This window comes from Leucobacter faecis (genome assembly GCF_054456695.2).
Map to the genome: position 1 here is coordinate 26,797 of NZ_JBTJER020000010.1, position 22,338 is coordinate 49,134.

Sequence of the window (22,338 nt, forward strand, 5' to 3'; positions counted from 1 at the left end):
ACCGTTATGTCAGCCCTTGACCGAGCCCGACATGAGGCCCGCGATGAAGTACTTCGACAGGATCACGTAGACGATCACGGTGGGCAGCGATGCGAGCAGAGCACCGGCCATCGAGATGCCGTAGTTCGTGAGAATCGCGCCGTTCGCCAGGTTGTTCAACGCGAGAGTCACGGGGCCGTTGACCGGTGCCGAGAAGAACACGGCGAACAGAAAATCGTTCCACGCGGCCGTGAACTGCCAGATGATCACCACGACAAAGCCGGGGGTCGCGATCGGCAGTGCCACCGACCAGAACGTGCGCAGCATGCCCGCGCCGTCGACCTTGGCGGCTTCCATGAGCTCGTGCGGCACGCTCTCGAAGTAGTTTCTGAAGATGAGCGTCGTGATCGGAATGCCGTAGACGATGTGCAACACGATCAGGGCGGGAATGCCACTGGGCACGCTCAGCCCGATCATCATGTTGACGAGCGGAATAATAACCGCCTGGTACGGCAAAAACATGCCGAACAAGATGAGCGTGAACACGAGGTCGGCGCCGGGAAACCGCCAGCGTGAGAGCACGAAGCCGTTGAGACAGCCGAGCACCGCAGAGATGAGCGTCGACGGGATCACCATCGAGAGCGTGCGGCCCATCGAGGGGCCGAGCTCGTTGAACGCCTGCTGCCAGTTTTCGAGGGTCCAGTTTGTGGGCAAGAACCAGGCGTTGTCTGCCGTCGCGTCACCGATGCCCTTAAAGCTCGTGATGACGAGCACGTAGACGGGAATGAAGACGAAGATCATGCCCACGAGAAGCAGCCCGTAACGCACGGTGCGGGCGGTACCCGACTCATCACGCTTACTCGGTTTGCCCGGGTTGCCTGTCGCGCCGTTCGCGTTCTTGGCGCGCTTCGCGCCGGCCCCGCCTGTGGCGATCGCTTCGGTGGCGGTCATGACTTGCGCTCCCTGTGCTGGTGAATGAGGTAGGGCACGATGAGAATCGCGACGATAACGAGCAGAATCATGCCGACCGCTGCCGCGTTGGCGTAGTCGAAGCTCGACTTGAAGACGAACATGTCGACCGCAGGAATCTTGGTCTGGTAGTTCGACGGGTTCGAGATCGACATGATCAGGTCGAACGACTTGAGTGACATGTGGCCGATGATCACGAGCGCGCTCATCACGACGGGAGTGAGCTCGGGGAAGATAACGTGGCGGTAGACCTGCCACTCGCTCGCGCCGTCGACACGCGCAGCTTCGCGCAGTTCGACGGGCACCCCGCGAAAGCCCGCAAGAAAGAGGGCCATGACATAGCCCGATAGCTGCCACACCGCGGGCAACGCGATCGCCATGATGCCGAACGTAACGTTGTTCCACCACGGGTTCTGCAGAAAGTCGAGTCCGACCATCTGAAACAGTCGGTTGAGGCCGCTCGCGTCTTCTCCCTCATTGGAGTTCAGCAGCCACCGCCACACCACACCCGATGCGACAAACGACACGGCCATGGGAAAGAGGTACACGGTCTGAAAGAACCCGCCGCCCTTGATGGGGCGCTCGAGGATCCATGCCCACACGAATCCCACGATCATCGCGCCCGCAAGAAACACGACAGTGAAGAGCGCAAGGTTGATCAGCGAGTGCTGAAACGCCTTATCGGTGAGGAGGTTGGTGTAGTTTTCAAACCCGACAAAGTTCGAGGGTTGCACACCGTTGGCCTGCGCGGCCGTGTGATTGTCGGTCAGTGACGTCCAAAAGTTCTGGCCGATGAGAATGTAGACAAACACACCCACCAGAATCAGCGACGGCGCGACCATCAGCAGCGGGGCTGCATATTTTCGCATGAGAGTTCCTTCTGGGGCCGGTGATGAAACGGTTCGGCCCCACCCGAGTAGGTGGGGCCGAACCTGTCACGGTTACTTCGTGTACTTCGCCGCTGCCTCGGCGAGCGCCGTCTGGTAGCCGGCGATGTCAGTAGCACCCGAGGTGTACTGGCTCGTTGCGTCAGAGATCGCGTTCAACCAGGCGACCGGCACGGCAGCGCCGTGCGCGATCGAGGGGGCAATCTTGTCGTCAGCGAACGACTTCAGCGCCGTCTGCTGGTAGGCGGGGAACTTCGAGTTATCGGCGTCGGTGCGAGCCGGGATCGAACCCTTTGCGAGGTTAAACGCTTCCTGGCCCTCGACCGAGCTGATCGTCTCGAGCCACGCCTTCGCGCCGTCGGGGTTCTTCGCGCCCACGGGCAGCGTGAACGAGTCGGCCAAGAAGCCGAAGATCTTGTCGCTGTTGCCCTTGTCTGCGGGGATCTCGAAGTAGGTGAAGTCTTCGCCGTCCTTCTTATCTGCCTGCTGGAACGCTGCAACCGCCCAGTCGCCCATGACGTTGTAGGCGGCCTTGCCGTCAATGACCAGCTGGGTCGCCTCGGGCCAGTCGAGCCCGTCACGGTCGGTGTTGGTGAAGTCCATGAGCGTCTCGAAGTGCTCGAGCGCGCCCTTCACCTCGGCACCCGACCAGTCGGTCGAGCCGTCGAAGAGACCGTTGTACGTGTCTGCGCCCAGGCTCGACATGAGCACGGCCTCGAGCAGGTTCACCTGGGTCCAGGTCTGCGCGACCGAGAGCGGGGTCTGGCCTGCAGCCTTAATCTTCTCGAGGTCCTCCACCCACGCGTCGAAGTCTGCGGGCGGGGTGCTTGCGTCGACGCCTGCGGCTTCGAGCACCTCGGTGTTTGCCCATACGACGTTCGAACGGTGAATGTTTGACGGCACCGAGTAAATCTTGCCGTCTACGGTGAGCAGGTCGACGAGGTCGGCGGGGAACGCGTCCTTCAGCCCATACTCGTCGTACAGGTCTGACACGTCTTCGAGCTGACCGGCCGAGATGTAGTCAGTGAGCTCGGCGCCAGCGTGTGCCTGGAACGAGTCCGGCGGGTTCTTCGTCTGCAGGCGGCTCTGCAGCAGATCCTTTGCGGCTGAGCCAGCGCCGCCAGCGACCGAGCCGTTGACGAACGTGTAGTCGGGGTGCTGCTCAGCAAAAACGCCCTCGAGTGCTTCGAGGCCGGCCTTCTCTGAGCCCTGCGCCCACCAGGTGAACACCTCAACGTCCTTGGTCGACGCTGCGTCGCCGCCTGCATCGCCTGAGCCGCCGCCCGAGCAGCCGACGAGGGCCGTGACCGCGAGCATCGCGAGGCCTACGCCCCAACGCTTCTTTCGATTAAGCATCTCTTCTCCTTTGAATAGCCAAGCTGTGCAAAACGAGAACCCGTGGGCTCATGCATCGCATTGTGTCACAAAACTGTTGTTTGCATGTTGCTTTTGTTCGCAATTGTTACATTAGCGCGATCTATCAATCATTGCTTTGCGCACGACCGTCATTTTTCAAGCGCCGGATCCGGCCGCCTCAGCAATGAGCAGCTCAACACCGGCCTCCACGAGCGCTTCGCGCGCCTGCCGCGGCAGGCCGTCATCGGTGACGAGCACATCGAGGTCAGCGAGCCGCACAAAAGTCGTCAGCCCCACGACGCCCCATTTTTCGGCGTCGGCGAGCACGACGCTGCGCCTGGCGCGCGACAGCAGTTCCTCGTTCATCTGCGCTTCAAGCAGGTTCGGGGTGGTGCAGCCCGCTTCGAGGTCGATGCCGTGCGTACCGAGCACAACGGTGTCGAGGTGCAGCGGCTGCAGTGATTGCAGCGCGATGGGTCCCACAAGCGCCTGCGACGGCGTCGCTTCACCGCCGGTGAGAATAACGCGGGTGCTGCCGTGGGCCCACAGTATTTGCGCGACCGGCACGGAGTTCGTGGCGACGGTGAGGTCTGGAATGCGCGCGGCATACTCAGCGAACGCCAGCGATGTTGTGCCAGCTCCGATGCCGATCACTTCACCGGGCTGAATCTGCCTCGCAGCAAGCGCGGCGATCGCCTGCTTCGCGGCCGGGCTCATGAGCCCCTTCACGCTCGGTAGCGGCTCCTCGGCAACATGGCCGCCGCGCAGCCTGGCACCGCCATGAATGCGCTCAAGCCGCCCCTCGTCTGCGAGGATCGTGATGTCTCGCCGTACGGTCATGAGCGACACGTCGAGCTCGGAGGCCAGGGAACTCACGCGCACGGTGCCGCGATCGGTCACTCGTTGCAGGATGCGTTCGCGCCGCTCGGGGCCAAGATCTGGGGCTGCCATGTGCCACATCGTATGAGGCCCACGCCGTTCGCACAAGATCGAACATTACCGCGCAGGGGTTGCGTGGCGCTCGAGCGCGTCTTTAGCCGGGCCAGCGTGAGGCAATGTCGACGTGTGTCCAAACGGGCCACGCGGGTTCGTAGAGCAAATGGCCCTGGCTCAGTTCAGCGACCGCTCTAAACGGATGCGCCGCTGAACTGTTGTCGAGAAAGGTGGTGGAGTGGGCGACAGCCTCAGCCACTAAATCACGCTTGCTGACATGGCTAAACACCGTCTCTGTGATGAATGACCGGCGCTCTTGAAAGTAGTGGTGACGAACCGCGGCTGCGATCTGCGCAGCCTCATACGAGAATGCCTCTGGAGATTCTGGTCGCTGCTCTCGCGCGATGTTGTCTGCGTTAACAAATGGGAGACCCATTGTCGGGCCCAGCACACGCTCCACGTATGTACTTTTGCCAGCCCCATTGGGGCCAGCGAGTATGTGCATGTCTGACATGTTGTGGCGCTACTTTGGCTGCTCCGAGTGATGCGTAACCACGTTGCCTTGCTCGTCTGCTTCGCTGAATGAGAGTCCCCGCTGGGAAAACTCTTCTGCGAAGTTAAGTTTGCCGCGTGCCCCCTCTGCACGCGTCTCCCACTCGGCCCTCACGACGGCCTGGTCAAGTGGGTTCAGGGCGTCGTAGCTGAGCCCGCCATCTCCAGCAAGGACTCGTCGAATGTCTGCGGCACGGGTAGTAGGAGCATTCTCAAGTTCGCGACCAATACGAATCCAGTGCATTACCTGCTGGGCGGCGCTGCGACTGTTAGTCAAGCCCGCAGATTTCGCAGCTTCATACAGTGCAGAATCAATTCTGACGGGATGAGAGATTGCAGCCATGCCCCGAGCGTAGCAAAACGATACATGGGTGTCACCAGGAATTTTACCGCGCAGGGGTTGCGTGGCGCTCGAGCGCGTCTGCCGCGCGCACGAGTGACAGGTGCGAGAACGCCTGCGGCATGTTTCCCACGGCGCGCGCATTCACGGGGTCGTACTCTTCTGACAGCAAGCCCACGTCGTTGGCAAACGAACACAACCGATCCATCAACGCACGCGCTTCAACTTCGCGGCCGCTGCCCGCGTATTGCTCCACAAGCCAGAACGAACACGCCAAAAACGGGTGTTCGTCGCCGCTCAGTCCGTCGACCCCTGCGGCGGTGCGGTAGCGCAGCACGAGACCGTCACGCATGAGGGTCTGCTCAATGCGCTCCACCGTTGCCAGCATGCGCGGGTCATCGGCCGTACAATAGCCCACTTGCGGCAGCAGCAACAGTGAAGCGTCGACTTCATCGTTCCCGTAGTACTGCGTAAAGTATCCGCCTGCAGCGACCCCGTGCGCATCGATCTCGGCGCAAACGCGGTTACGCAGACGGCGCCAGTGGTCGACTTCGCCGTGCGGATCCGGCATTCCATGCTCTTCGACCGCCCGCACCGCGCGATCGAACGTAGCCCACATCATGACCCGCGAGTGCGTAAAGTGCTGCGGGGCGCCGCGAATCTCCCAGATACCGTTGTCGGGCCGGTCGATCTGAGCGGCCGCGTACTGCACAAGGTGCCGCTCAAGCGCCCACGAGAACTCAGATTCCTTGAGCCCAGCCTGCCGAGCGGCTGACAGGGCGACAAGCACTTCTCCCACTACATCGGCCTGGTACTGCAGCGCAGCTCCGTTGCCGATGCGCACGGGCCGCGACCCCGCGTAGCCCGCAAGGTGGTGCAGCTCGTGCTCGAACACGTTGCGCTCCCCCGCGATGCCGTACATAATCTGCAGGTCGGCGGGGTCACCCGCGACCGCGCGCAGCAACCAGGTGCGCCAGTGCTCAGCAACATCAACGAAACCGTGGGCGAGCAGCGCCTCGAGCGTGAGGGCCGCATCGCGCAGCCACACAAACCGGTAGTCCCAGTTGCGCTCGCCCCCAAAATCCTCGGGCAGCGACGTGGTCGCAGCCGCGGCGATGCCACCCGTGTTGTGATTTGTGAGCGCACGCAGCACGAGCAGTGAGCGGGTCACCTCGCGCTCGTACCCGCTGAAGCACTCGATGCGATCTGCCCAGTCCTGCCACCAGCGCGCGGTGTGCGCGAGCGTCTGGGCAACATCGAGCGGCTCGGGCAGCTCGCGAAATGACGGAAACCAGGTGAGCGTGAGGTCGCGCACCTCGCCCGCCTCAATCGTGAAGCTGCCCGCGTGCCGATGGTCTGCCGCTTCGAGCGGCATGCCGCGCAAGAGCACCGCGTCGGGGCCCGCCATCGCGAGTACCGCGGGCGCATCACGGCTGCCAACCTGCCGCACCCACGGCATCGCCCGCGCGTAGTCAAACCGCAGCCGCACATCGACGTCGAACGCGACACTGCCAGTCACGCCCACGACCCGGCGCACCACATCGACGCGGTCTTGCCCGGTGTGCGCGTGCTGCGCCACGGGCATCACGTCGTGCACCTCGGCCACCCCGCCCGCAGTCTCCCACCGAGTCACGAGGGCGAAGGTGCCGCCCGCGTACGCGCGTGTTGCATTCGCTTCCGGATCCCTCGGTGCGACGCACCATCGTCCGTCATCGGGCCCGCCCACGAGGCTGCCCAGAACCGACGGCGAATCGAGTCGGGGTAGACACAACCAGTCAATACTGCCGGTTTTCGAAACGAGCGCAGCCGTGCGGCAGTTACTCAGTAGCGCGTAGTCCTCGATTGGAGTGCTCACGCCCTCATCATGGCACTGCAGTGGAACCTGCACCAGAGCTGCGTCAGGAGGACACCAAAGAATGTTATTCACACCGCCCCCTAGACCCGTGTATCGTTACGCGATACAATGAGGCATGATCGTCAGCTTTCGACACAAAGGGCTAGAACAGCTTTACCTCACTGGCTCAAAGAAGGGGGTACAGGGCGATCATGTACCAAAACTTACGCGCATTCTGTCAGTGCTCGATGTCGCACACGCCCCTGCCGATGTCGACATTCCAGGCTTTCGATTACATGAGCTCAAAGGGGACCAAACTGGGCACTGGTCCACGCGGGTCAATGGGAACTGGCGCGTAACATTCAGATTTATTGGCCAAGACGTAGAACTCGTCGACTATCGCGACTACCACTGAGGTGAAAAGACATGGTGATGCAAAATCCGGTGCACCCCGGCGCAGTCCTTCGAGAGGACGTACTATCGGAGCTCAATCTCACAGTCAGTGAAGCATCCGCCCGGCTGGGAGTCTCGCGCGTGACCCTCAGCCGTGTGCTCCACGAGCATGCTCGAGTCTCTTCAAATCTCGCGGTGCGGCTTGAAGCGGCTGGCGCAGGTAGCGCTCGAGTCTGGCTGGCCATGCAGACCGCGCACGATCTTGCAATGGAACGTACCGCGGGTCTGCCCCATGTGCGCCGCCTCGATGCAGCCTGAGAAACTTTGTCGACAATAAATTCGGCACATTACTAACTGCGGCCGGTCACACCCCAAAGGGTGTAACCGGCCGCAGTGGTTTTACTTGCTAGTGGTTACTTTTTGACGCCCGGGATCACGCCCACCCAGTACTCGTCAACCAGACGCTGGAGGAACGCCGCCATCGCCTCACGGCTCAGACCATTCTTCGGACGGTACTCAGGACCAGCAGCAGTCCAGTACCCCTTCGACAGACCCTCAGTACCCATCCACTCGATCTCCTTGTAGAACTTCGTGTTCTTATCGACGTCAGAGAAGCTCTGCGTCTTCGGAGCGTAGTTACGCGGCGCATTGATACGGAAAATGAACGCCGCCATCGCATCACGATCAAGCTTCGAACCGGGGCGGTACGTGCCGTCAGCGTAACCCGTCGAGATACCCGACTCCTTCATCCACATGATCTCGCGGTAGAACTTGTGGTTCGTCTTCACGTCCTTGAACAGCGACTTCTTCGGAGCCTTGTAGTTCTTCGGCGCCTGCATACGGAAGATGAACGCCGCCATCGCCTCACGCGTCATATCCGCGCTCGCGCGGTACTCATGACCACCCGAAACCTTCCAACCCGTCGACAGCTTGGTGCAGTGCATCCAATCAATCTCGGGGTAGAACTTGTAACCCGTCGCCACATCCAGGAACGGTGACTTCGCACGCGGCTTCGTCACATCACACTTCGCGGCCGTCGGCGGAACCGGCGTACCCGAAGCATCACTCGACGCGCTCGCATTCGCGGCAACAGCTGCCGCAGCCTGAGCAGTCGCCGACTGCTGAGCCGTACCCGACGCAGCCGAATCAGAATCAGCCTTCGAGTGCGCTGCCGCCTGCGCCGCCGCCTGAGCCGAAGCCTGAGCCTTGGTCGAAGCGTTCGTCGAAGCCTGCGCCTTCGCCGCAGCCTTCGCCGCCGCCTGAGCCGCCGCCTGCGCAGTCGCCGTCGCCTTCGCCGTCGCCTTCGCCGAAGCGTCCGACGAGTTATCAGCCATCGCTGCAGCCTTCGCCGCCGCGTTCGCCTTCGAGTCAGCCGCCGCCGAAGCCGACGCGTTCGCGTTCGCATCAGCCTTCGAGCTCGCCGAGGCATTCGAGTTCGCCGAAGCCTTCGACGAAGCATTCGTCGACGCGTTCTGGTTCGCCGCCGCCTTCGCTGCCGCGCCCGCATTCGAATTCGCCGCAGCCGTACCCTCAGCAGCCGAATCCGAATCGTTCTTCGAGTTCGCCGCCGCCTGAGCCGACGCCTTCGCCGCAGCCTCAGCCTTCGACGAAGCATTCGTCGACGCGTTCTGGTTCGCCGCCGCCTTCGCCGCAGCCTGAGCGTTCGCCGACGCCTTCGCAGACGCCTTCGACGACGCATCAGCCTGAGCCGCCGCCTGAGCCGCCGCCGTCGCCTGCCCATCAGCAGCAGCCGAAGCCGACGCCGACGCATTCGCGTTACTGTTCGCCCCCGCGTTCGCATCAGCGCCCGTGTTGCCGCCATCAACGCGAGCCGCGAATGAATCCGCGCTCACCGGAATGTCTCCGGCCCACAGCGTCGCGGTGTACATTTCGTCCTTTTCAAGATCCTTCGGCACCGTGAGCGTGCACGCCGCTACGTCCTGCGCCGACGTGATGGGCGCACAGGTCTCAAGGGTGCTGCCCGCAGCATCACGCCAGGTCACGACGGTCTCGAGGGGCGTGAGGTTGCCCGACAGTGCAAGCGTGGCCGTGTCGCCCGGGCTCGCAGGTGAAGCAACCGCATCAAAGTTTGTGACGTCGATGTTAGCGTTCTCGAATGGCACAACAGCGTGGTTACGGTTGTATACGTTAAGCAGCGCCGGGTTGAGCGCCGGCACCGTCTGCGGCGTCCACAGCGGGGTCGAGTTGTACTTGCCAAAAGCGGGGAAAGTCGATGAGCTGTAGCTCGAGACAATGTTCCCCGCGGGGTCAGCCACCCACGTGTACATGTTGTCGTAGTCCCAGAAGCCTTCGCCGACGCGTGCTGTGTAGTTACCCTCGGCATCGGTCACAGCGGCCACTGTCTTCGCCACGTAACCGGGATTCGCGACAAGCATCTCCTTGGTCGCCGCGGCACGTGCGTTGCGATCAAGATCCTTGATCGCCTTGTTCGCCGCAGCTCCCTCACGGTTCAGCATTGACACATACACCGTGTAGCCAGCGGCCGGCACGTCACCGAGCGACAGGTTCTGGTTAGGGCCGGTAGCCACATTGCTGCGATCACCAGCACCGGTCTCGAGCCAGACCGTACCCGAAACGGTATATTTTTCATCAGTCTGCACTGAGGGATGCGCTACGGGGCCAGCGTCATCAACCACCGTGTTCGCACTCTGCATGTGAGCCTGAGGCTTCTCGTAGAGGAACACACCAGTGTTGCGCACATTCGTGCCAGCGATCGTAACCGCGCCAAGTGCGCCGTCACCACTTGAGACCTTCACGAACCGGTATGGCGTCATGCCATCAGCCACGCGCATAGCGGTGAGTTCTCCACCCGTTGCAGGGTTTGTGATCGGTTCAACCCACAAGCGGTACTGCTGCTTGGCATCTGCAGTGAAGTAGTGGTTCTTACCAAACGCGTCGGTCCAGCTCGGCAGCTTGAATGCGAAAGCGCCCGGGCCTCCCATTGCACCAGACAACTGGTCAGATGTCTTTGCCGTGTAGATGGGCGAAACTGACCCGTCTTTATCCTGCCACTGAACGAAGACGCTCGTGCCTTCTGGCACTGCGGTCTTGTCGTTCGTAACGGTCGAAGGCGTCGAGACTCCCGCGTTCCAAACGTGACCGGCAATAACGTACTTGCCCTTAGATACGCTCACGATGTCATTACTCGAAGCGATCTGCCCCGATGCGATACCGTCCGCCACAATCGGCGAGGCTGCGTCCGGTGCTACAGCCGAAACCGGCATGCCCGGCGAAACCACGGCTTGTGCTCCAGCTACGCCCATGCCGAGCGTCAGCGCGACCACCGCGCAGGCAGAAAGTGCTTGGGTCGCTCCCCGGCGAAATGCCGTACCTCGTGCGTGTGCTGATCCATCTGGCCTATTTAGGCGCATACCTTGATCTTCCTAACTTTCACCTGTTGAAAAACTATGTCGGTTCTTAACCGTGGAAAAGCGGACCCTGAGGAACACCCTCAGAGTCCGCTTTCATTGCGCTTGCGCGCTTAGTGGTTACTTCTTGACGCCCGGGATCACGCCCACCCAGTACTCGTCAACCAGACGCTGGAGGAACGCCGCCATCGCCTCACGGCTCAGACCATTCTTCGGACGGTACTCAGGACCAGCAGCAGTCCAGTACCCCTTCGACAGACCCTCAGTACCCATCCACTCGATCTCCTTGTAGAACTTCGTGTTCTTATCGACGTCAGAGAAGCTCTGCGTCTTCGGAGCGTAGTTACGCGGCGCATTGATACGGAAAATGAACGCCGCCATCGCATCACGATCAAGCTTCGAACCGGGGCGGTACGTGCCGTCAGCGTAACCCGTCGAGATACCCGACTCCTTCATCCACATGATCTCGCGGTAGAACTTGTGGTTCGTCTTCACGTCCTTGAACAGCGACTTCTTCGGAGCCTTGTAGTTCTTCGGCGCCTGCATACGGAAGATGAACGCCGCCATCGCCTCACGCGTCATATCCGCGCTCGCGCGGTACTCATGACCACCCGAAACCTTCCAACCCGTCGACAGCTTGGTGCAGTGCATCCAATCAATCTCGGGGTAGAACTTGTAACCCGTCGCCACATCCAGGAACGGTGACTTCGCACGCGGCTTCGTCACATCACACTTCGCGGCCGTCGGCGGAACCGGCGTACCCGAAGCATCACTCGACGCGCTCGCATTCGCGGCAACAGCTGCCGCAGCCTGAGCAGTCGCCGACTGCTGAGCCGTACCCGACGCAGCCGAATCAGAATCAGCCTTCGAGTGCGCTGCCGCCTGCGCCGCCGCCTGAGCCGAAGCCTGAGCCTTGGTCGAAGCGTTCGTCGAAGCCTGCGCCTTCGCCGCAGCCTTCGCCGCCGCCTGAGCCGCCGCCTGCGCAGTCGCCGTCGCCTTCGCCGTCGCCTTCGCCGAAGCGTCCGACGAGTTATCAGCCATCGCTGCAGCCTTCGCCGCCGCGTTCGCCTTCGAGTCAGCCGCCGCCGAAGCCGACGCGTTCGCGTTCGCATCAGCCTTCGAGCTCGCCGAGGCATTCGAGTTCGCCGAAGCCTTCGACGAAGCATTCGTCGACGCGTTCTGGTTCGCCGCCGCCTTCGCTGCCGCGCCCGCATTCGAATTCGCCGCAGCCGTACCCTCAGCAGCCGAATCCGAATCGTTCTTCGAGTTCGCCGCCGCCTGAGCCGACGCCTTCGCCGCAGCCTCAGCCTTCGACGAAGCATTCGTCGACGCGTTCTGGTTCGCCGCCGCCTTCGCCGCAGCCTGAGCGTTCGCCGACGCCTTCGCAGACGCCTTCGACGACGCATCAGCCTGAGCCGCCGCCTGAGCCGCCGCCGTCGCCTGCCCATCAGCAGCAGCCGAAGCCGACGCCGACGCATTCGCGTTCGCATCAGCCTTCGCACTCGCCCCCGCGTTGCTGTTCGCACCGGCGTTTGCGCCGGTGCCCGCTGCCTCAACCTTGACGGTTGCAGTAGCGGTGCGCTTGCTGGTCACGCCGGTAGCCGTGAACTTCACGGAGCCAACAGCCTGCTTCGCGGGCACAGCCCACTCAGCGGTGAATGCGCCGCTCGCGTTGGTCTTAATGGTCTTGTCTGCGCCAAGCGCCGACTTGAGTGTTACGTTTTCAGTCGCACCGTAGCCGTCACCCTTAACAGTGACCTTGCCACCCTGCTTTACAGGGTTGGGGCTCACCGTCAGCGAGGTCACAATGTCGGCTGCCTTCACGCTCGCGTTGCCGAGCTCGAGGGTGACCGCGTTCTTACCGAGAGCGGGAAGAACCTTCACAGCGAGTGCGTTCGTCGTGTGACTGCCAGCACCCAGATCGCCCTGTGCGGGCTGATCGTTAATCGTCACCGTGGCCACCTGGGTGAGCACGGGTTCGAGGGTCTGCAGCAGCGGCGTAGTGAGGCCTGACACGAGGCCTGACACGAGGGGCTGTACCTGACCGATGACGTCCTTGGTCACGGTGGTGAGCAGCGGGCCTGCAAGGTTGTTCACGAGAGCTTCGAGCAGCCCACCTACGATCGGATCGACAAGCGCGCCGAGCTTAATGCCGAGCAGATCAGCACCAATCTCAATGTTCTCGTCCTTCAACTTCTGGCCATCGTAGCCAGCGAACTCAGCCAGCGAACCGTTGATTCCAACGTCAGCCTTCACGACATTCAGCAAGCCAAACAGCAGCGATGCCTGAACATTGATGTTGATGTTGAGCGTCACCGAGTTCCACAGGTGATCAGTGAGGATCGCGGTGAGCTTGTTCACGAGCGAGTTTGCATTGCCGTCGCCCAGGAGCGCCTCGGTAACACCGTTGGTGATCGCCGTGACGGTCTTATCGTTGAGCAGGCTCGTGTTCGCGGGCAGGTCATTGAGGTTTTCGTAACCGTTGCCCGACATGGCAAGAGCCGCGAGGTCGAGCGAGACCGTGCCGGCCTGCAGGTCGACGTTTACCGACCCATCCTTGTTGCTCAGCGGTGTGCGAATCAGCTCGTCGAGCACGTTGTCCACCAGCGTGTCGAGACCATGGACCTGTGCCTCAATACCAGTCGACTTGAGCTTTGCAATGCCCAGAATGTTGATGCTGTTGATGACCTTCGTCAGCGAGCCAAGCACACCGTCAACGACGCCACCCTTGCCCACGAGACCGTTCAGCGTGCCACCGAGCGCGCTCACGACACCGTCGAGCCCGTCGGTCACGCCGCCCACGAGCGGTGCGCCCACGTTGGCTTCAAGCCCCGCCACCGTGTACTGCGAGGAGAGCTTCTCGTCGGTCTTCTCGACGCGCGCACTCGCGGCACCAAGCTCAAGGCTCAGCTCATCAATGATCCCGTCGGTAATACCCGAAAGACCCAGCTGGTCGAGCAGCGCCGTCAGGTCAACGCGTGCAGCGTTCAGCTCGTCATTGGGGGCACCCGCAAGGTTCAGCGCACCCTCATCGGTGATCAAACCAGACGAAGCCACTGCGCTCGTCTTCTTGCTCGCAGCCGAATAGCCGCGCAACAGGCTCGCATCACCAAGCTCAAGGAGGCCATTGCTGTTGGGGTTGTTCGGGTCCTTCAGCAGCGGCAGCGTAATCGTGCCGAGCTCAATCTCTTGCCCGAGCACTGACAGGTCAAGACCAGAAAGGCCTCCCTGCTGGCCGCCAAACTCGCTTGTTGAGCCGGCTGCGCCCAGGAGCGGCAAGCCCAGCCCGTCAAGCGCGAGCGCCTGGCCGTGTGCCGCCGAGGGTGCCTTCGAGTTATCGAGCGTCACGTCTGCGGCGTTTGCCGCGGGCGCGAGCATGAGCGATGCAATTGCTGTCGCTGCGGCCGTGCCGAGGGTGAGCCCCTTCGTCACGCCGCGGCGTAGCCGCTTCGCCTGTGTTTCGGTATGCAATCTGATTCCCCCAGATTTCTAGGACGGGTGCACGGCCGCACTCATTGAAAATGAGTTGCCGCGAGGAACGGTCTGCGTAGCGCACCGCACGGGTGCGCGCTCGCCGTGTCGAAGAGTAGGGGAATATTTACACCCACTCCACCAATCTGCGTACCAACTGACATCTGTAGCTTCTCTACGTACAGGCGAAAGGACTACCACCCCACTACGCACACGTGAACCCAAAAGTGCGCGGGTGACTACGCACAACTACCGATCAAATACGCACACATCCCAAGCCGTCTTCGAGCAAAGCCCCAGATTCAACGCACGCACTCAGCTAAGCTGACCTCCGTACAAGACACGCGTACCTAGTCAACAGGGGGCAGCATGCCAAACAAGAGCATCAAGACGCGCGCCGCGCTCGTCGCGTATCTCGGTATTCAGCTTGAGCAGCCCGGCGGGATCCTCGCCGCGGGCCCCAGCGCTTCGGGCCGCACACACGCGCTCGAAGAAGTGGCATCGACTCTCAGCGAGGCAGGCCGCGCACACGTCACAATCTTCTGCCGCGACGACGAGCCCCTACCAACAGGCATTCCAGCTGACACTGTTTTGCTTGTCGATGATTTCGAGGCTGCGAGCGACGAGGTACTACACCTTCTTGCACAGCACTGGGAGCACGGTGGCAGCTCGCTGTGCATGATCGCCGAGCAAACCACAGGCGACACCTACGACGCTGTACTTATGCGCGCGCTGCAGGCTGCCCCCGCGCTACGCCACTCGCTCGACACGGTACGACACGTGCAGCTGCCCGCACTCAGTGACAAAGAAATCGCACGTCTGCTGCACGACTCAAGCCCGCGCAGCCTCGACACAGCGACGATCACCGCGATTCAGTCGCTTGCGTGGGGTCGCCCAGGCTGGGCGCTCGACCTCCTGCAGATCTCGCTTTCTGAACGCATCACGCTCACTCCGTCACCCTCGATCTCGAGTGTGCGCCTCAGCGACTTCGCCCTCCCCCACCTGCGGGCCGCTGAATCGCTCACGAGCCCGCTCACACTGGAGGTCGCCGCCGCCGGGTGGATCCTCTCAGAGGTTGACCCACTCACTCTCACTGGCGCACGTGACCTCGTGGGTTCCGCCGCCGTCGACACCCTGCTGCAGCACGCCGTACTGATCCAAACGAAGTGCCGCACCGGACTCTACAGCGTACCCCGCATCTACTCGGCGGCGCTGCCCCGGGTATCAGCCGACATCATTGATCCGGTGCGTGAGCGTGCGGCCCGGCACTTACTTGCGCAGGAGGAACTGGGCCTGCCGCTGTCTCCGCACGACGCGTACTTTTGCGCGCGGGCGCTCAATCACACAGAAGACATGGAGCGCGACGATACGCGCGTCGCGCACGCCGAGGTGCTGCACCGCATCGCTGGTGACCTGATCGCTTTTGGGGAGGGCGGCGAGGCCCGCGCGCTGCTGCTGCGCGCGGGCACCGGCCCCGGATCGCTCAACCCCCTGTTGAAGGCGCGCACCGCCGCTGTCTTGAGCTCGCCCCTCGCAGGCCTGAACGTGCTCGCGAAGCACCGCAAGCCCGAGGCCGTCACGAGCGCAGAACGCAACCAACTGCTCGGCGAGCTGTATCTGCAGGCGCGTCTCGCCGCCGAGGTGGGTTTGAGCACCGACAACCCGCTGTATCCGTGCGCGAGCACGCTGAGCGACCCCGCCGCGCGCGCGGCCCTCGAGGTGTTCACGATGTGGAACGATACGCAGGCTACCGAGATTGATACCGAGCGCCTGCACGAAATTTCGGTCACTCATGAGGTGCCCGAGATCGCCCTGGCGGCCGAGCTGCTGCTCGAATTCGAGCTGGTGCGCCGCGGGTTTCTGCCGCGGCGCGACCTGACACTCGCCGAGCTCACGTCACGCATCGCGAACTCGACTATGCACTCGACGGTCGAGTTGCGTGACATCGTCGCGACCGTCGTACTCGCCGAGGGACTGATCGTGTTCTTCCTGGCGCAACACGCCCGCCTCGCCGATCAGCTGCGCGAGATTATCTCCCGAATGCCGGCTCCGCACCGCCACATCATCTGGGCCAACCACATGCTCGCGGCAGCCGAAGCGCTGGCTTGCGGTGACATCGATCGCGCGCTTACAGAGTGGGCGCGGTTCGAGCGTCGCGTGCCTCGATTCATTCCCACAAGACTGCAGAAGACCATCGCCCAGGTCGGCGCGCGCCTTCGCGCACCTCACACCCCCGTCGCGGGCTCACTGTCTGTGCACGAGCAGGTCCTTGCATATTTCGCGGGGCGCCACGACCTCGTTGCGCCAGCACCGCAGCAGATCGCGCCGCTCGGACGCCAAAGCCCAGGTGTCGCCACTAATCTCGACGCTGACTGGATCCCCATGCTCACACTCGTGCAGCGGCATCTGAAGGCCGATGCCGACGAGAACCCCGCCGAGCTATTGCGCGTCGCTGAGTCACTCGAAAAGCGCGAGCTCTGGGGGCCCGCGCTCGCTGCCACGGCAAGCGCGCACGACATTTACGCGCGTAGACGCGCGAGCGCCAACATCACGCGCTGCGAAGAGCTGCAGCGCCGAATTACCTCTGCTGCGAAAAAGCGTCTGGCCTGGTTTACGCCGCCAAACACCGCAACGAGCCAGCGCGCAGAGCTTACGCCACGCGAGCTCGACGCCGCTCAGCTTGCGGCCGACGGACTCAGCAATAAAGACATCGCAGATCAGATGCAGTGCAGCGTGCGCACTGCCGAGTCGCACGTTGCGCGCGCACGAGCAAAGCTCGGCGCGCGCAACCGGCATGACCTCGCGAGCCTTCTCGCTACTTCGTAACCCTCGTACGCGGGCCCTGAAGGTAGCGCTCGCGTGAGTCATCGAACTCTTCGAGCCACGGGGTGTGGTGGAGCGCGGCCATTGTGCCCGTCATAACTGACGGGTAGGCGCGGTCGCGGTAGGTGAGAATGTTGACCTGTTTGTCACCCTGCCACGACAGGAAGGTACGCACCACCTCGTCGAGATCGAACATCGGGTAGTCGGTCGCTTCGATCAGGTCGCGAATATAGTCGGCCTGAAACTTCACCGCCGCAGCGTCGGTCTTGATTGCTGTGAAGCGGTCGTGCCACGCCTTCTCATGCTGCTTACGCTCTGCCTCACTGGGCAACTGTGCGCGCCCAAGAATCAGGTCACGCACGTACCAGGCCTGCGCATCAAACATGTTGAACGTGAACCACTGATCCTGCGCGCCCAGGTAGAAGAGCTTGGGGTTCTTCTGCCAGACCACACCGCGGTAGAGGTCTTCTGGGTAGAGGTTGTTGGGCGAGTCGATGTGCATCTCGCGCGGCAGGAACGGGTAGTGGTGTAGGTAGCCGGTGCAGAGAATGACCGTGTCGAACTCGCGCGTCTGACCGTCTACGAAGGTTGCGATCTGACCGTCGAAGCCGACGATCTCGGGCACCTCTTCCATGCCCTGTGGCCATGCGAAACCCTGCGGCTGTGAGCGGTAGCTCATCGTGACCGACTTTGCGCCCATCTTGTGTGATTGCACGCCGATGTCTTCTGCCGAGTATGAGCCTCCGATGAGCAGTACCCGCTTGCCTTCGAGACGCTCAGCCCCACGAAACTCGTGCGCGTGGATCACTTCGCCGGGGAACGACTCCATGCCCTTAAAGTGGGGCACGTTAGGGAAGGCGAAGTGACCTGTCGCGACGATGACCTCGTCGAAGACCTCGCGCTTTGACTGCTTCGCGCGCAGGTTGTCGACGACGACGGTGAACTTCTCGGTCTCTTCGTTGTAGTCAACCCATCGCACGGCGTGGGCAAAACGTACGCGATCTTTCACGCCCGACTGCATGGCTCGGCCGTTGATGTAGTCCCACAGCACCTCGCGCGGAGGGTAGGACGAGATTGGCCTGCCGAAGTGGTCGTCGAAGGTGTACTCTGCGAACTCGAGCGCTTCCTTGGGCCCGTTCGACCAGAGATTGCGGTACATGCTTGAGTGGACCGGCTCACCGTAGTGGTCGGTGCCTGTGCGCCACGAGAAGTTCCACTGGCCACCCCAGTCGTCTTGCTTCTCATAGCAAATGATTTCAGGGTTCGTGTCTCCCTGGGCCTCCGCTGCCGCGAACGCACGCAGTGCCGCCATCCCACTGGGGCCCGCTCCGATAATCGCAATTCTTTTTCGCTGCTGCACATCATCCTTTCTGGCCGGTGGGATCTCCCCCGGGCACTTTGCACTCGAAAAACCCCTCTGTCGGGCGCTCACACACGCCACGCTTCATTGCGCTGGCAGAAAAGTTCACCTATTTACTCTCTCATACTCGCGAGAAATAGCAACCCTTGCGGGTTTTTTGGGAATTCTCGCGATTTTTCGCGCGAGGTACTAGGTCGCGCGCGGCGACATGGTCGACGCGAACTTAGGCGCCTCGGAGCACGGCGCGTGCGTGTGCATACTTCTTGGCGAGGCGCACGCGGGTGTGCTCGTCGAGCTGGGCTGTGCGCGCGGGGTCTGTGTTGTCGTCAATGTCGGCAAGTTTCACGTGCAACGCGACCGGGTCACGGCGAATCACGCGGTAATAGTCGTCTGCCGCCACGCCCTGGCGACGCGTCAGGAGTATCACCACGTCGACCACCACGTCGGGTATGCCAGCATCACGCAGGTCGTCGGGCAAAACGTCGCAGTCCTCAACGGTGTCGTGCAGCCACGCGGCCGCGTGCGCGAACGGTTCGGTGTACGGGTCGAAGCGCGCCGCCACCCTGCGCGGATGTTCGATGTAGTCGTCGCCGTTTTTGTCGGCCTGACCGCGGTGCAAGATCGTCGCGATCGCCTCTGCCCTGGCGGCGAGCGCCACCGCGTCATCGTGTGTGAGTTGTGCTTTGTCGGTCATGCCTTGATCATGTCACGGTGTGGCCCGGGCGGCACGGCCCCTTTCGGTACGCGACACCCGCACCGCCCTAACTAGCACCGCGCATTCGCCTACGCCCGCGGGTTCACAATAATTTTCACGTGCCTGTCGTTGTGGTTGATGAGCTGATCGAAGCCCTCACCGATGAGCCCGCCCAGCCCGATCCGGCCCGTAATAAAGGGAGCGAGCGAGAGAGCACCGCTGCGCACCAGCTCGATGGTGGCGGGGTGATCGTTCGCGTAGCCGATCGTGCCGCGCAGGTCGAGCTCCTTGAGTACGAGCCGCGGCATATCGACCTCGGGCTTGTGGCCCCAGATTGAGACGTTCACGAGCATGCCAGCGGGGCGTACCGCGTCGATGAGCATGTCGAGCACGACGGGCACCGACGAGCACTCGAAGCCGACATCGGCGCCGCGGCCGCCGGTGAGGGCACGTACCCGTTCGGCGACGTCGCCGTCACGCGGGTCAAATACATCGTCTGCGACGCCGGTGGACCGCGCCTTTTCTTTGCGCGCTTCAGACAGTTCAGAAATATAGACGGTGAGACCTTTGGCTTTGAGCACCGCCGCCGTGAGCAATCCGATGGGGCCCGCGCCGCCAACAATCGCGACCTGGCCTGCCTGCGCGCCCGAGCGCACGAATGCGTGGTGGGCCACCGAGAGCGGTTCGATCAGCGCGGCCTCGTCGAGCGGCATGTCACCGATGGGGTGCACCCAGCGCCTATCGACGACGATCTTCTCGGCGAGCCCGCCGCCGCGCCCGCCCAGGCCAATGAAGTTCATGTCTTTCGAGAGCTGGTACTCCTGCCCCGGCCCCGTGTCGACGCCGTCGGCGATGATGTAGGGCTCGACGACCACGCGGTCACCCACGGCGAGGCCGTCAGGGCCTTCGTTGAGCCCGTCACCGAGCGCGGTGACGGTGCCCGAGAACTCGTGGCCGAGGGTGATGGGTGCACTCTCCCCCGAAATGGGGTGCGGGTGGCCAGCGGGCGGCACAAAAATGGGGCCCTCGAGGTACTCGTGTAGGTCCGTGCCGCAGATTCCGCACCAGGCCACGTCAATGGCGACTGCCCCCGGCCGTAGCTCGGGCTCGGGCACATCCTCGATACGAATATCTTTTCTGTCGTAGTAGCGTGCTGCGCGCATGGTCCACTCCTCACCTCGTGACAGGCGCACGGTGGCCCCGCGGCCCTCACCTCCACTCCACTCTCATTGAGCGGATTGCGCAACCCCTTGGTATGGGCTGGATGCTTCAGGTGAGGGCCGGTGAGGGCCCGCGGGCCGATCGGGCGCGGTCGCGGGCCGATCGCGGCTCGGCTTCGCGCACGCGAGCTCCGGATCAGCAAGAATGGTGGCATGACTGAACCGACCACAGGGCTGCAGGGCGACGCCCTAGAGTTTGCACACCGCCTCTTCGACGGAGCACGCGGCGGCGATACCGTTTTTGTAGCGACCGCAATCGACCAGGGCGTGCCCGCAGACCTCACTGACGAAAAGGGCAGCACGCTGCTCATGCTCGCCGCGTACCACGGCCACGTTGGCCTCGTGACCGAGCTGGTGCAGCGCGGCGCCGATGTTGACAGGCTTAACGATCGCGGCCAAACCCCTATCGCGGGGGCGATCTTTAAGCGCCACACCGAGGTCATCACGGCACTCATCGCGGCGGGGGCCAACCTCGACGCGGGCACGCCGTCGGCCCGCGCCACCGCCGAGATGTTTGGCGTCGCGCTGGGCTAAGCACTGGGCTAGGCGTGCAGCGCCTCGGCGATTGCAGTGTCGCCGTCGTTGAACCTGATTGTGCGACCGATCGTCGTCGCATCACTCAGGGTGGCCGCGATCACGCGGGCCACTGTTTCACGGGAAACATGCCCAGCGCGCTCGGCCTGCACGTCGATTCCGGCACTCGCCGGCGCCTGCGTGAGCGTGCTTGGCCCCAGCACCGTCCAGTCCAGGTCAGTGGCCCGCAAATGCTCGTCTGCCGCTGCCTTCGCCTCGGCATAGGTCCAAAACGAGTGAGCCGCATCGATTCCGTGGTTCTTTGACGCACCGAAGTACGAGACCATAACGTAGCGCTTTGCGCCCGCCAGTGCCGCCGCGTCCATGCTGCGTATCGCCGCGTCACGGTCGACCGCAAGTGTTCGCGCGGGGTTACCCCCGCCCGCCCCGGCCGACCACACGACCGCGTCATGACCCGCCATCAGCTCAGCCAGCGCGGCCGTGTCGAGCGTCTCAACGTCTGCCACGAGCGGCACGGCACCCGCCGCCCGAACGGCTGCGGCGTGATCCGGATTGCGAATGATCGCGGTCACCTCGTCGCCGCGGCCCGCGAGCAGCGGCTCAGTAAGTAGCGCGATCTTGCCGTGTCCACCAAAGAGAATCACTCGAGTCATACCGGCAGCGTAGCCTCACGGCAGCAAAAAGTCAGCCACTCGCGGCACCACCCGCGCTGCGTGCGCGCACATCGTGAATGATCGCCGAGAAGTCGAGCCCCTCGCCCGCCCCGTCTGCAAAGGCCCGGTAGAGCGTGCTCGCGAGCCGCCCGAGCTGCGCGTCGACACCCACGTGGTCGAGCGCGGCCTCGGCTAAGCCCAGATCCTTTGCCATCAGCGTGGCCGCAAATCCCGGCTCATAGTGGTGGTTCGCCGGGCTCGACGGCACCGGCCCGGGCACCGGGCAGTTCGTGGTGAGCGCCCAGCACTGGCCTGAAGCGTTCGACGCCACCTCGTACAGCGCCTCGTGAGTGAGCCCCAGCTTTTCGCCCAGCACAAACGCCTCACTCACGGCGATCATCGACGCGCCCAGAATGAGGTTGTTGCACACCTTCGCGGCCTGCCCGAGACCCGGGCCGCCGCAGTGCACGATGCGCTGCCCCATCGCCTCAAGCACCGGCAGCGCCGCTGCATAGTCCTCAGCAGAACCGCCCACCATAAAAGCGAGGGTTGCAGCCTCGGCCCCCACGACGCCGCCAGACACCGGCGCGTCAATGCTGCGGTGCCCGCCGGCGAGCGCGAGCGCGTGGGCTGCACGGGCGTCTTCAACCGAGATGGTCGATGCCTCGATAAACAGCGTGTTGGGCGGCGCCGCGTCAAGCAGACCGCCCTCAAACAGTGCGATCACGCTGCGCCCCGTCTGCAGCATCGTGAGCACAACGTCGGCGCCGATCACCGCCTCGCGCGCCGACTGCGCCGCACGCACCCCGCGGGCGTGCGCGGCGGCGAGCGCGGCGGGCGCCAGGTCGAAGCCCGTCACCTCGTACCCCGCGGTCACGAGGTTTGCGGCCATCGGCGCCCCCATGTGCCCAAGCCCAATCACAGCAATATTCGTCATGGCGCTACTCCTCT

At 63.1% G+C, this 22,338-nt stretch carries 18 protein-coding genes; 4 read left to right on the forward strand and 14 right to left on the reverse strand.

The features are described 5' to 3' along the window. Positions 1 to 9 precede the first annotated feature (9 nt). The 7 genes from ACXR2W_RS11200 to ACXR2W_RS11230 form a co-directional block, all read right to left on the reverse strand. The gene (locus tag ACXR2W_RS11200) at positions 10 to 930 is read right to left on the reverse strand and encodes a carbohydrate ABC transporter permease (protein WP_458816961.1); all 921 of its coding nucleotides are present in this window, start codon (positions 928 to 930) and stop codon (positions 10 to 12) included. Continuing rightward, complete coding sequence (locus ACXR2W_RS11205) at positions 927 to 1,817, reverse strand: carbohydrate ABC transporter permease (RefSeq protein ID WP_458816963.1); 891 nt, start codon at positions 1,815 to 1,817, stop codon at positions 927 to 929. The genes ACXR2W_RS11200 and ACXR2W_RS11205 overlap by 4 nt, the downstream gene beginning before the upstream one ends. Before the next feature lie 72 nt (positions 1,818 to 1,889). Further along, positions 1,890 to 3,191, reverse strand: a complete 1,302-nt coding sequence (locus tag ACXR2W_RS11210; RefSeq protein ID WP_458816965.1) for an ABC transporter substrate-binding protein — start codon at positions 3,189 to 3,191, stop codon at positions 1,890 to 1,892. 156 nt (positions 3,192 to 3,347) lie between these two features. After that, positions 3,348 to 4,142 carry a DeoR/GlpR family DNA-binding transcription regulator gene (locus ACXR2W_RS11215; RefSeq protein ID WP_458816967.1) on the reverse strand — a complete coding sequence of 265 codons (795 nt, stop codon included), beginning with the start codon at positions 4,140 to 4,142 and terminating at the stop codon, positions 3,348 to 3,350. Between the two features lie 82 nt (positions 4,143 to 4,224). Further along, complete coding sequence (locus ACXR2W_RS11220; RefSeq protein ID WP_458816969.1) at positions 4,225 to 4,638, reverse strand: AAA family ATPase; 414 nt, start codon at positions 4,636 to 4,638, stop codon at positions 4,225 to 4,227. Between the two features lie 9 nt (positions 4,639 to 4,647). Then, positions 4,648 to 5,019 (reverse strand): TA system antitoxin ParD family protein, encoded by a 372-nt coding sequence (locus ACXR2W_RS11225; protein ID WP_458816971.1) that lies wholly within the window; start codon positions 5,017 to 5,019, stop codon positions 4,648 to 4,650. A 43-nt stretch (positions 5,020 to 5,062) separates the two neighbouring features. Further along, positions 5,063 to 6,871, reverse strand: a complete 1,809-nt coding sequence (locus ACXR2W_RS11230; RefSeq protein WP_458816973.1) for a glycoside hydrolase family 15 protein — start codon at positions 6,869 to 6,871, stop codon at positions 5,063 to 5,065. Positions 6,872 to 6,986: 115 nt separating this feature from the next. On the opposite strand from ACXR2W_RS11230, the gene ACXR2W_RS11235 reads away from it, so the two are divergent. Next, a complete protein-coding gene (locus ACXR2W_RS11235; protein ID WP_458816975.1) occupies positions 6,987 to 7,265 on the forward strand; it encodes a type II toxin-antitoxin system RelE/ParE family toxin in 279 nt (92 codons plus the stop codon). A 17-nt stretch (positions 7,266 to 7,282) separates the two neighbouring features. After that, complete coding sequence (locus ACXR2W_RS11240; protein WP_489948852.1) at positions 7,283 to 7,561, forward strand: HigA family addiction module antitoxin; 279 nt, start codon at positions 7,283 to 7,285, stop codon at positions 7,559 to 7,561. Positions 7,562 to 7,656: 95 nt separating this feature from the next. Here the strand turns inward: ACXR2W_RS11240 and ACXR2W_RS11245 are convergent, their stop codons facing one another. Further along, positions 7,657 to 10,398, reverse strand: coding sequence for an S-layer homology domain-containing protein (locus tag ACXR2W_RS11245; protein ID WP_489948851.1), 2,742 nt, complete (start codon positions 10,396 to 10,398; stop codon positions 7,657 to 7,659). Positions 10,399 to 10,752: 354 nt separating this feature from the next. Further along, the gene (locus ACXR2W_RS11250; protein WP_458816132.1) at positions 10,753 to 14,103 is read right to left on the reverse strand and encodes a choice-of-anchor G family protein; all 3,351 of its coding nucleotides are present in this window, start codon (positions 14,101 to 14,103) and stop codon (positions 10,753 to 10,755) included. 369 nt (positions 14,104 to 14,472) lie between these two features. On the opposite strand from ACXR2W_RS11250, the gene ACXR2W_RS11255 reads away from it, so the two are divergent. Then, positions 14,473 to 16,929: a helix-turn-helix transcriptional regulator gene (locus ACXR2W_RS11255; RefSeq protein WP_458816134.1), complete on the forward strand. Its 2,457-nt coding sequence runs from the start codon at positions 14,473 to 14,475 to the stop codon at positions 16,927 to 16,929. Here the strand turns inward: ACXR2W_RS11255 and ACXR2W_RS11260 are convergent. From ACXR2W_RS11260 to ACXR2W_RS11270, 3 genes are all read right to left on the reverse strand, one after another. Next, on the reverse strand, positions 16,919 to 18,286 hold the full coding sequence (locus ACXR2W_RS11260) for a trimethylamine monooxygenase (protein WP_458816136.1): 1,368 nt from the start codon (positions 18,284 to 18,286) through the stop codon (positions 16,919 to 16,921). The two genes, ACXR2W_RS11255 and ACXR2W_RS11260, sit on opposite strands and share 11 nt — an antisense overlap. A gap of 223 nt (positions 18,287 to 18,509) precedes the next feature. Then, positions 18,510 to 18,980 (reverse strand): HD domain-containing protein, encoded by a 471-nt coding sequence (locus ACXR2W_RS11265; RefSeq protein WP_458816138.1) that lies wholly within the window; start codon positions 18,978 to 18,980, stop codon positions 18,510 to 18,512. A gap of 89 nt (positions 18,981 to 19,069) precedes the next feature. Continuing rightward, positions 19,070 to 20,143 carry a 2,3-butanediol dehydrogenase gene (locus tag ACXR2W_RS11270; protein WP_458816140.1) on the reverse strand — a complete coding sequence of 358 codons (1,074 nt, stop codon included), beginning with the start codon at positions 20,141 to 20,143 and terminating at the stop codon, positions 19,070 to 19,072. 210 nt (positions 20,144 to 20,353) lie between these two features. Here ACXR2W_RS11270 and ACXR2W_RS11275 point away from each other — a divergent pair, with 210 nt between their 5' ends. After that, positions 20,354 to 20,734: an ankyrin repeat domain-containing protein gene (locus ACXR2W_RS11275; protein WP_458816142.1), complete on the forward strand. Its 381-nt coding sequence runs from the start codon at positions 20,354 to 20,356 to the stop codon at positions 20,732 to 20,734. 8 nt (positions 20,735 to 20,742) lie between these two features. On the opposite strand, the gene ACXR2W_RS11280 is transcribed toward ACXR2W_RS11275, so the two are convergent. Both ACXR2W_RS11280 and mmsB read right to left on the reverse strand, forming a co-directional pair. After that, on the reverse strand, positions 20,743 to 21,387 hold the full coding sequence (locus ACXR2W_RS11280; protein WP_458816144.1) for an SDR family oxidoreductase: 645 nt from the start codon (positions 21,385 to 21,387) through the stop codon (positions 20,743 to 20,745). 31 nt (positions 21,388 to 21,418) lie between these two features. Continuing rightward, the gene (mmsB, locus tag ACXR2W_RS11285; protein ID WP_458816146.1) at positions 21,419 to 22,324 is read right to left on the reverse strand and encodes a 3-hydroxyisobutyrate dehydrogenase; all 906 of its coding nucleotides are present in this window, start codon (positions 22,322 to 22,324) and stop codon (positions 21,419 to 21,421) included. Between the last annotated feature and the right edge of the window lie 14 nt (positions 22,325 to 22,338).

Bases quoted from the DNA above. Each gene is read 5' to 3' on its own strand.
- ACXR2W_RS11275 (WP_458816142.1), top strand. From the start codon at position 20,354: ATGACTGAACCGACCACAGGGCTGCAGGGCGACGCCCTAGAGTTTGCA.
- ACXR2W_RS11225 (WP_458816971.1), bottom strand. From the start codon at position 5,019: ATGGCTGCAATCTCTCATCCCGTCAGAATTGATTCTGCACTGTATGAA.
- ACXR2W_RS11210 (WP_458816965.1), bottom strand. From the start codon at position 3,191: ATGCTTAATCGAAAGAAGCGTTGGGGCGTAGGCCTCGCGATGCTCGCG.
- ACXR2W_RS11215 (WP_458816967.1), bottom strand. From the start codon at position 4,142: ATGGCAGCCCCAGATCTTGGCCCCGAGCGGCGCGAACGCATCCTGCAA.
- ACXR2W_RS11280 (WP_458816144.1), bottom strand. From the start codon at position 21,387: ATGACTCGAGTGATTCTCTTTGGTGGACACGGCAAGATCGCGCTACTT.
- ACXR2W_RS11205 (WP_458816963.1), bottom strand. From the start codon at position 1,817: ATGCGAAAATATGCAGCCCCGCTGCTGATGGTCGCGCCGTCGCTGATT.
- ACXR2W_RS11265 (WP_458816138.1), bottom strand. From the start codon at position 18,980: ATGACCGACAAAGCACAACTCACACACGATGACGCGGTGGCGCTCGCC.
- ACXR2W_RS11235 (WP_458816975.1), top strand. From the start codon at position 6,987: ATGATCGTCAGCTTTCGACACAAAGGGCTAGAACAGCTTTACCTCACT.
- ACXR2W_RS11240 (WP_489948852.1), top strand. From the start codon at position 7,283: ATGCAAAATCCGGTGCACCCCGGCGCAGTCCTTCGAGAGGACGTACTA.
- ACXR2W_RS11255 (WP_458816134.1), top strand. From the start codon at position 14,473: ATGCCAAACAAGAGCATCAAGACGCGCGCCGCGCTCGTCGCGTATCTC.
- ACXR2W_RS11220 (WP_458816969.1), bottom strand. From the start codon at position 4,638: ATGTCAGACATGCACATACTCGCTGGCCCCAATGGGGCTGGCAAAAGT.
- ACXR2W_RS11200 (WP_458816961.1), bottom strand. From the start codon at position 930: ATGACCGCCACCGAAGCGATCGCCACAGGCGGGGCCGGCGCGAAGCGC.
- mmsB (WP_458816146.1), bottom strand. From the start codon at position 22,324: ATGACGAATATTGCTGTGATTGGGCTTGGGCACATGGGGGCGCCGATG.
- ACXR2W_RS11270 (WP_458816140.1), bottom strand. From the start codon at position 20,143: ATGCGCGCAGCACGCTACTACGACAGAAAAGATATTCGTATCGAGGAT.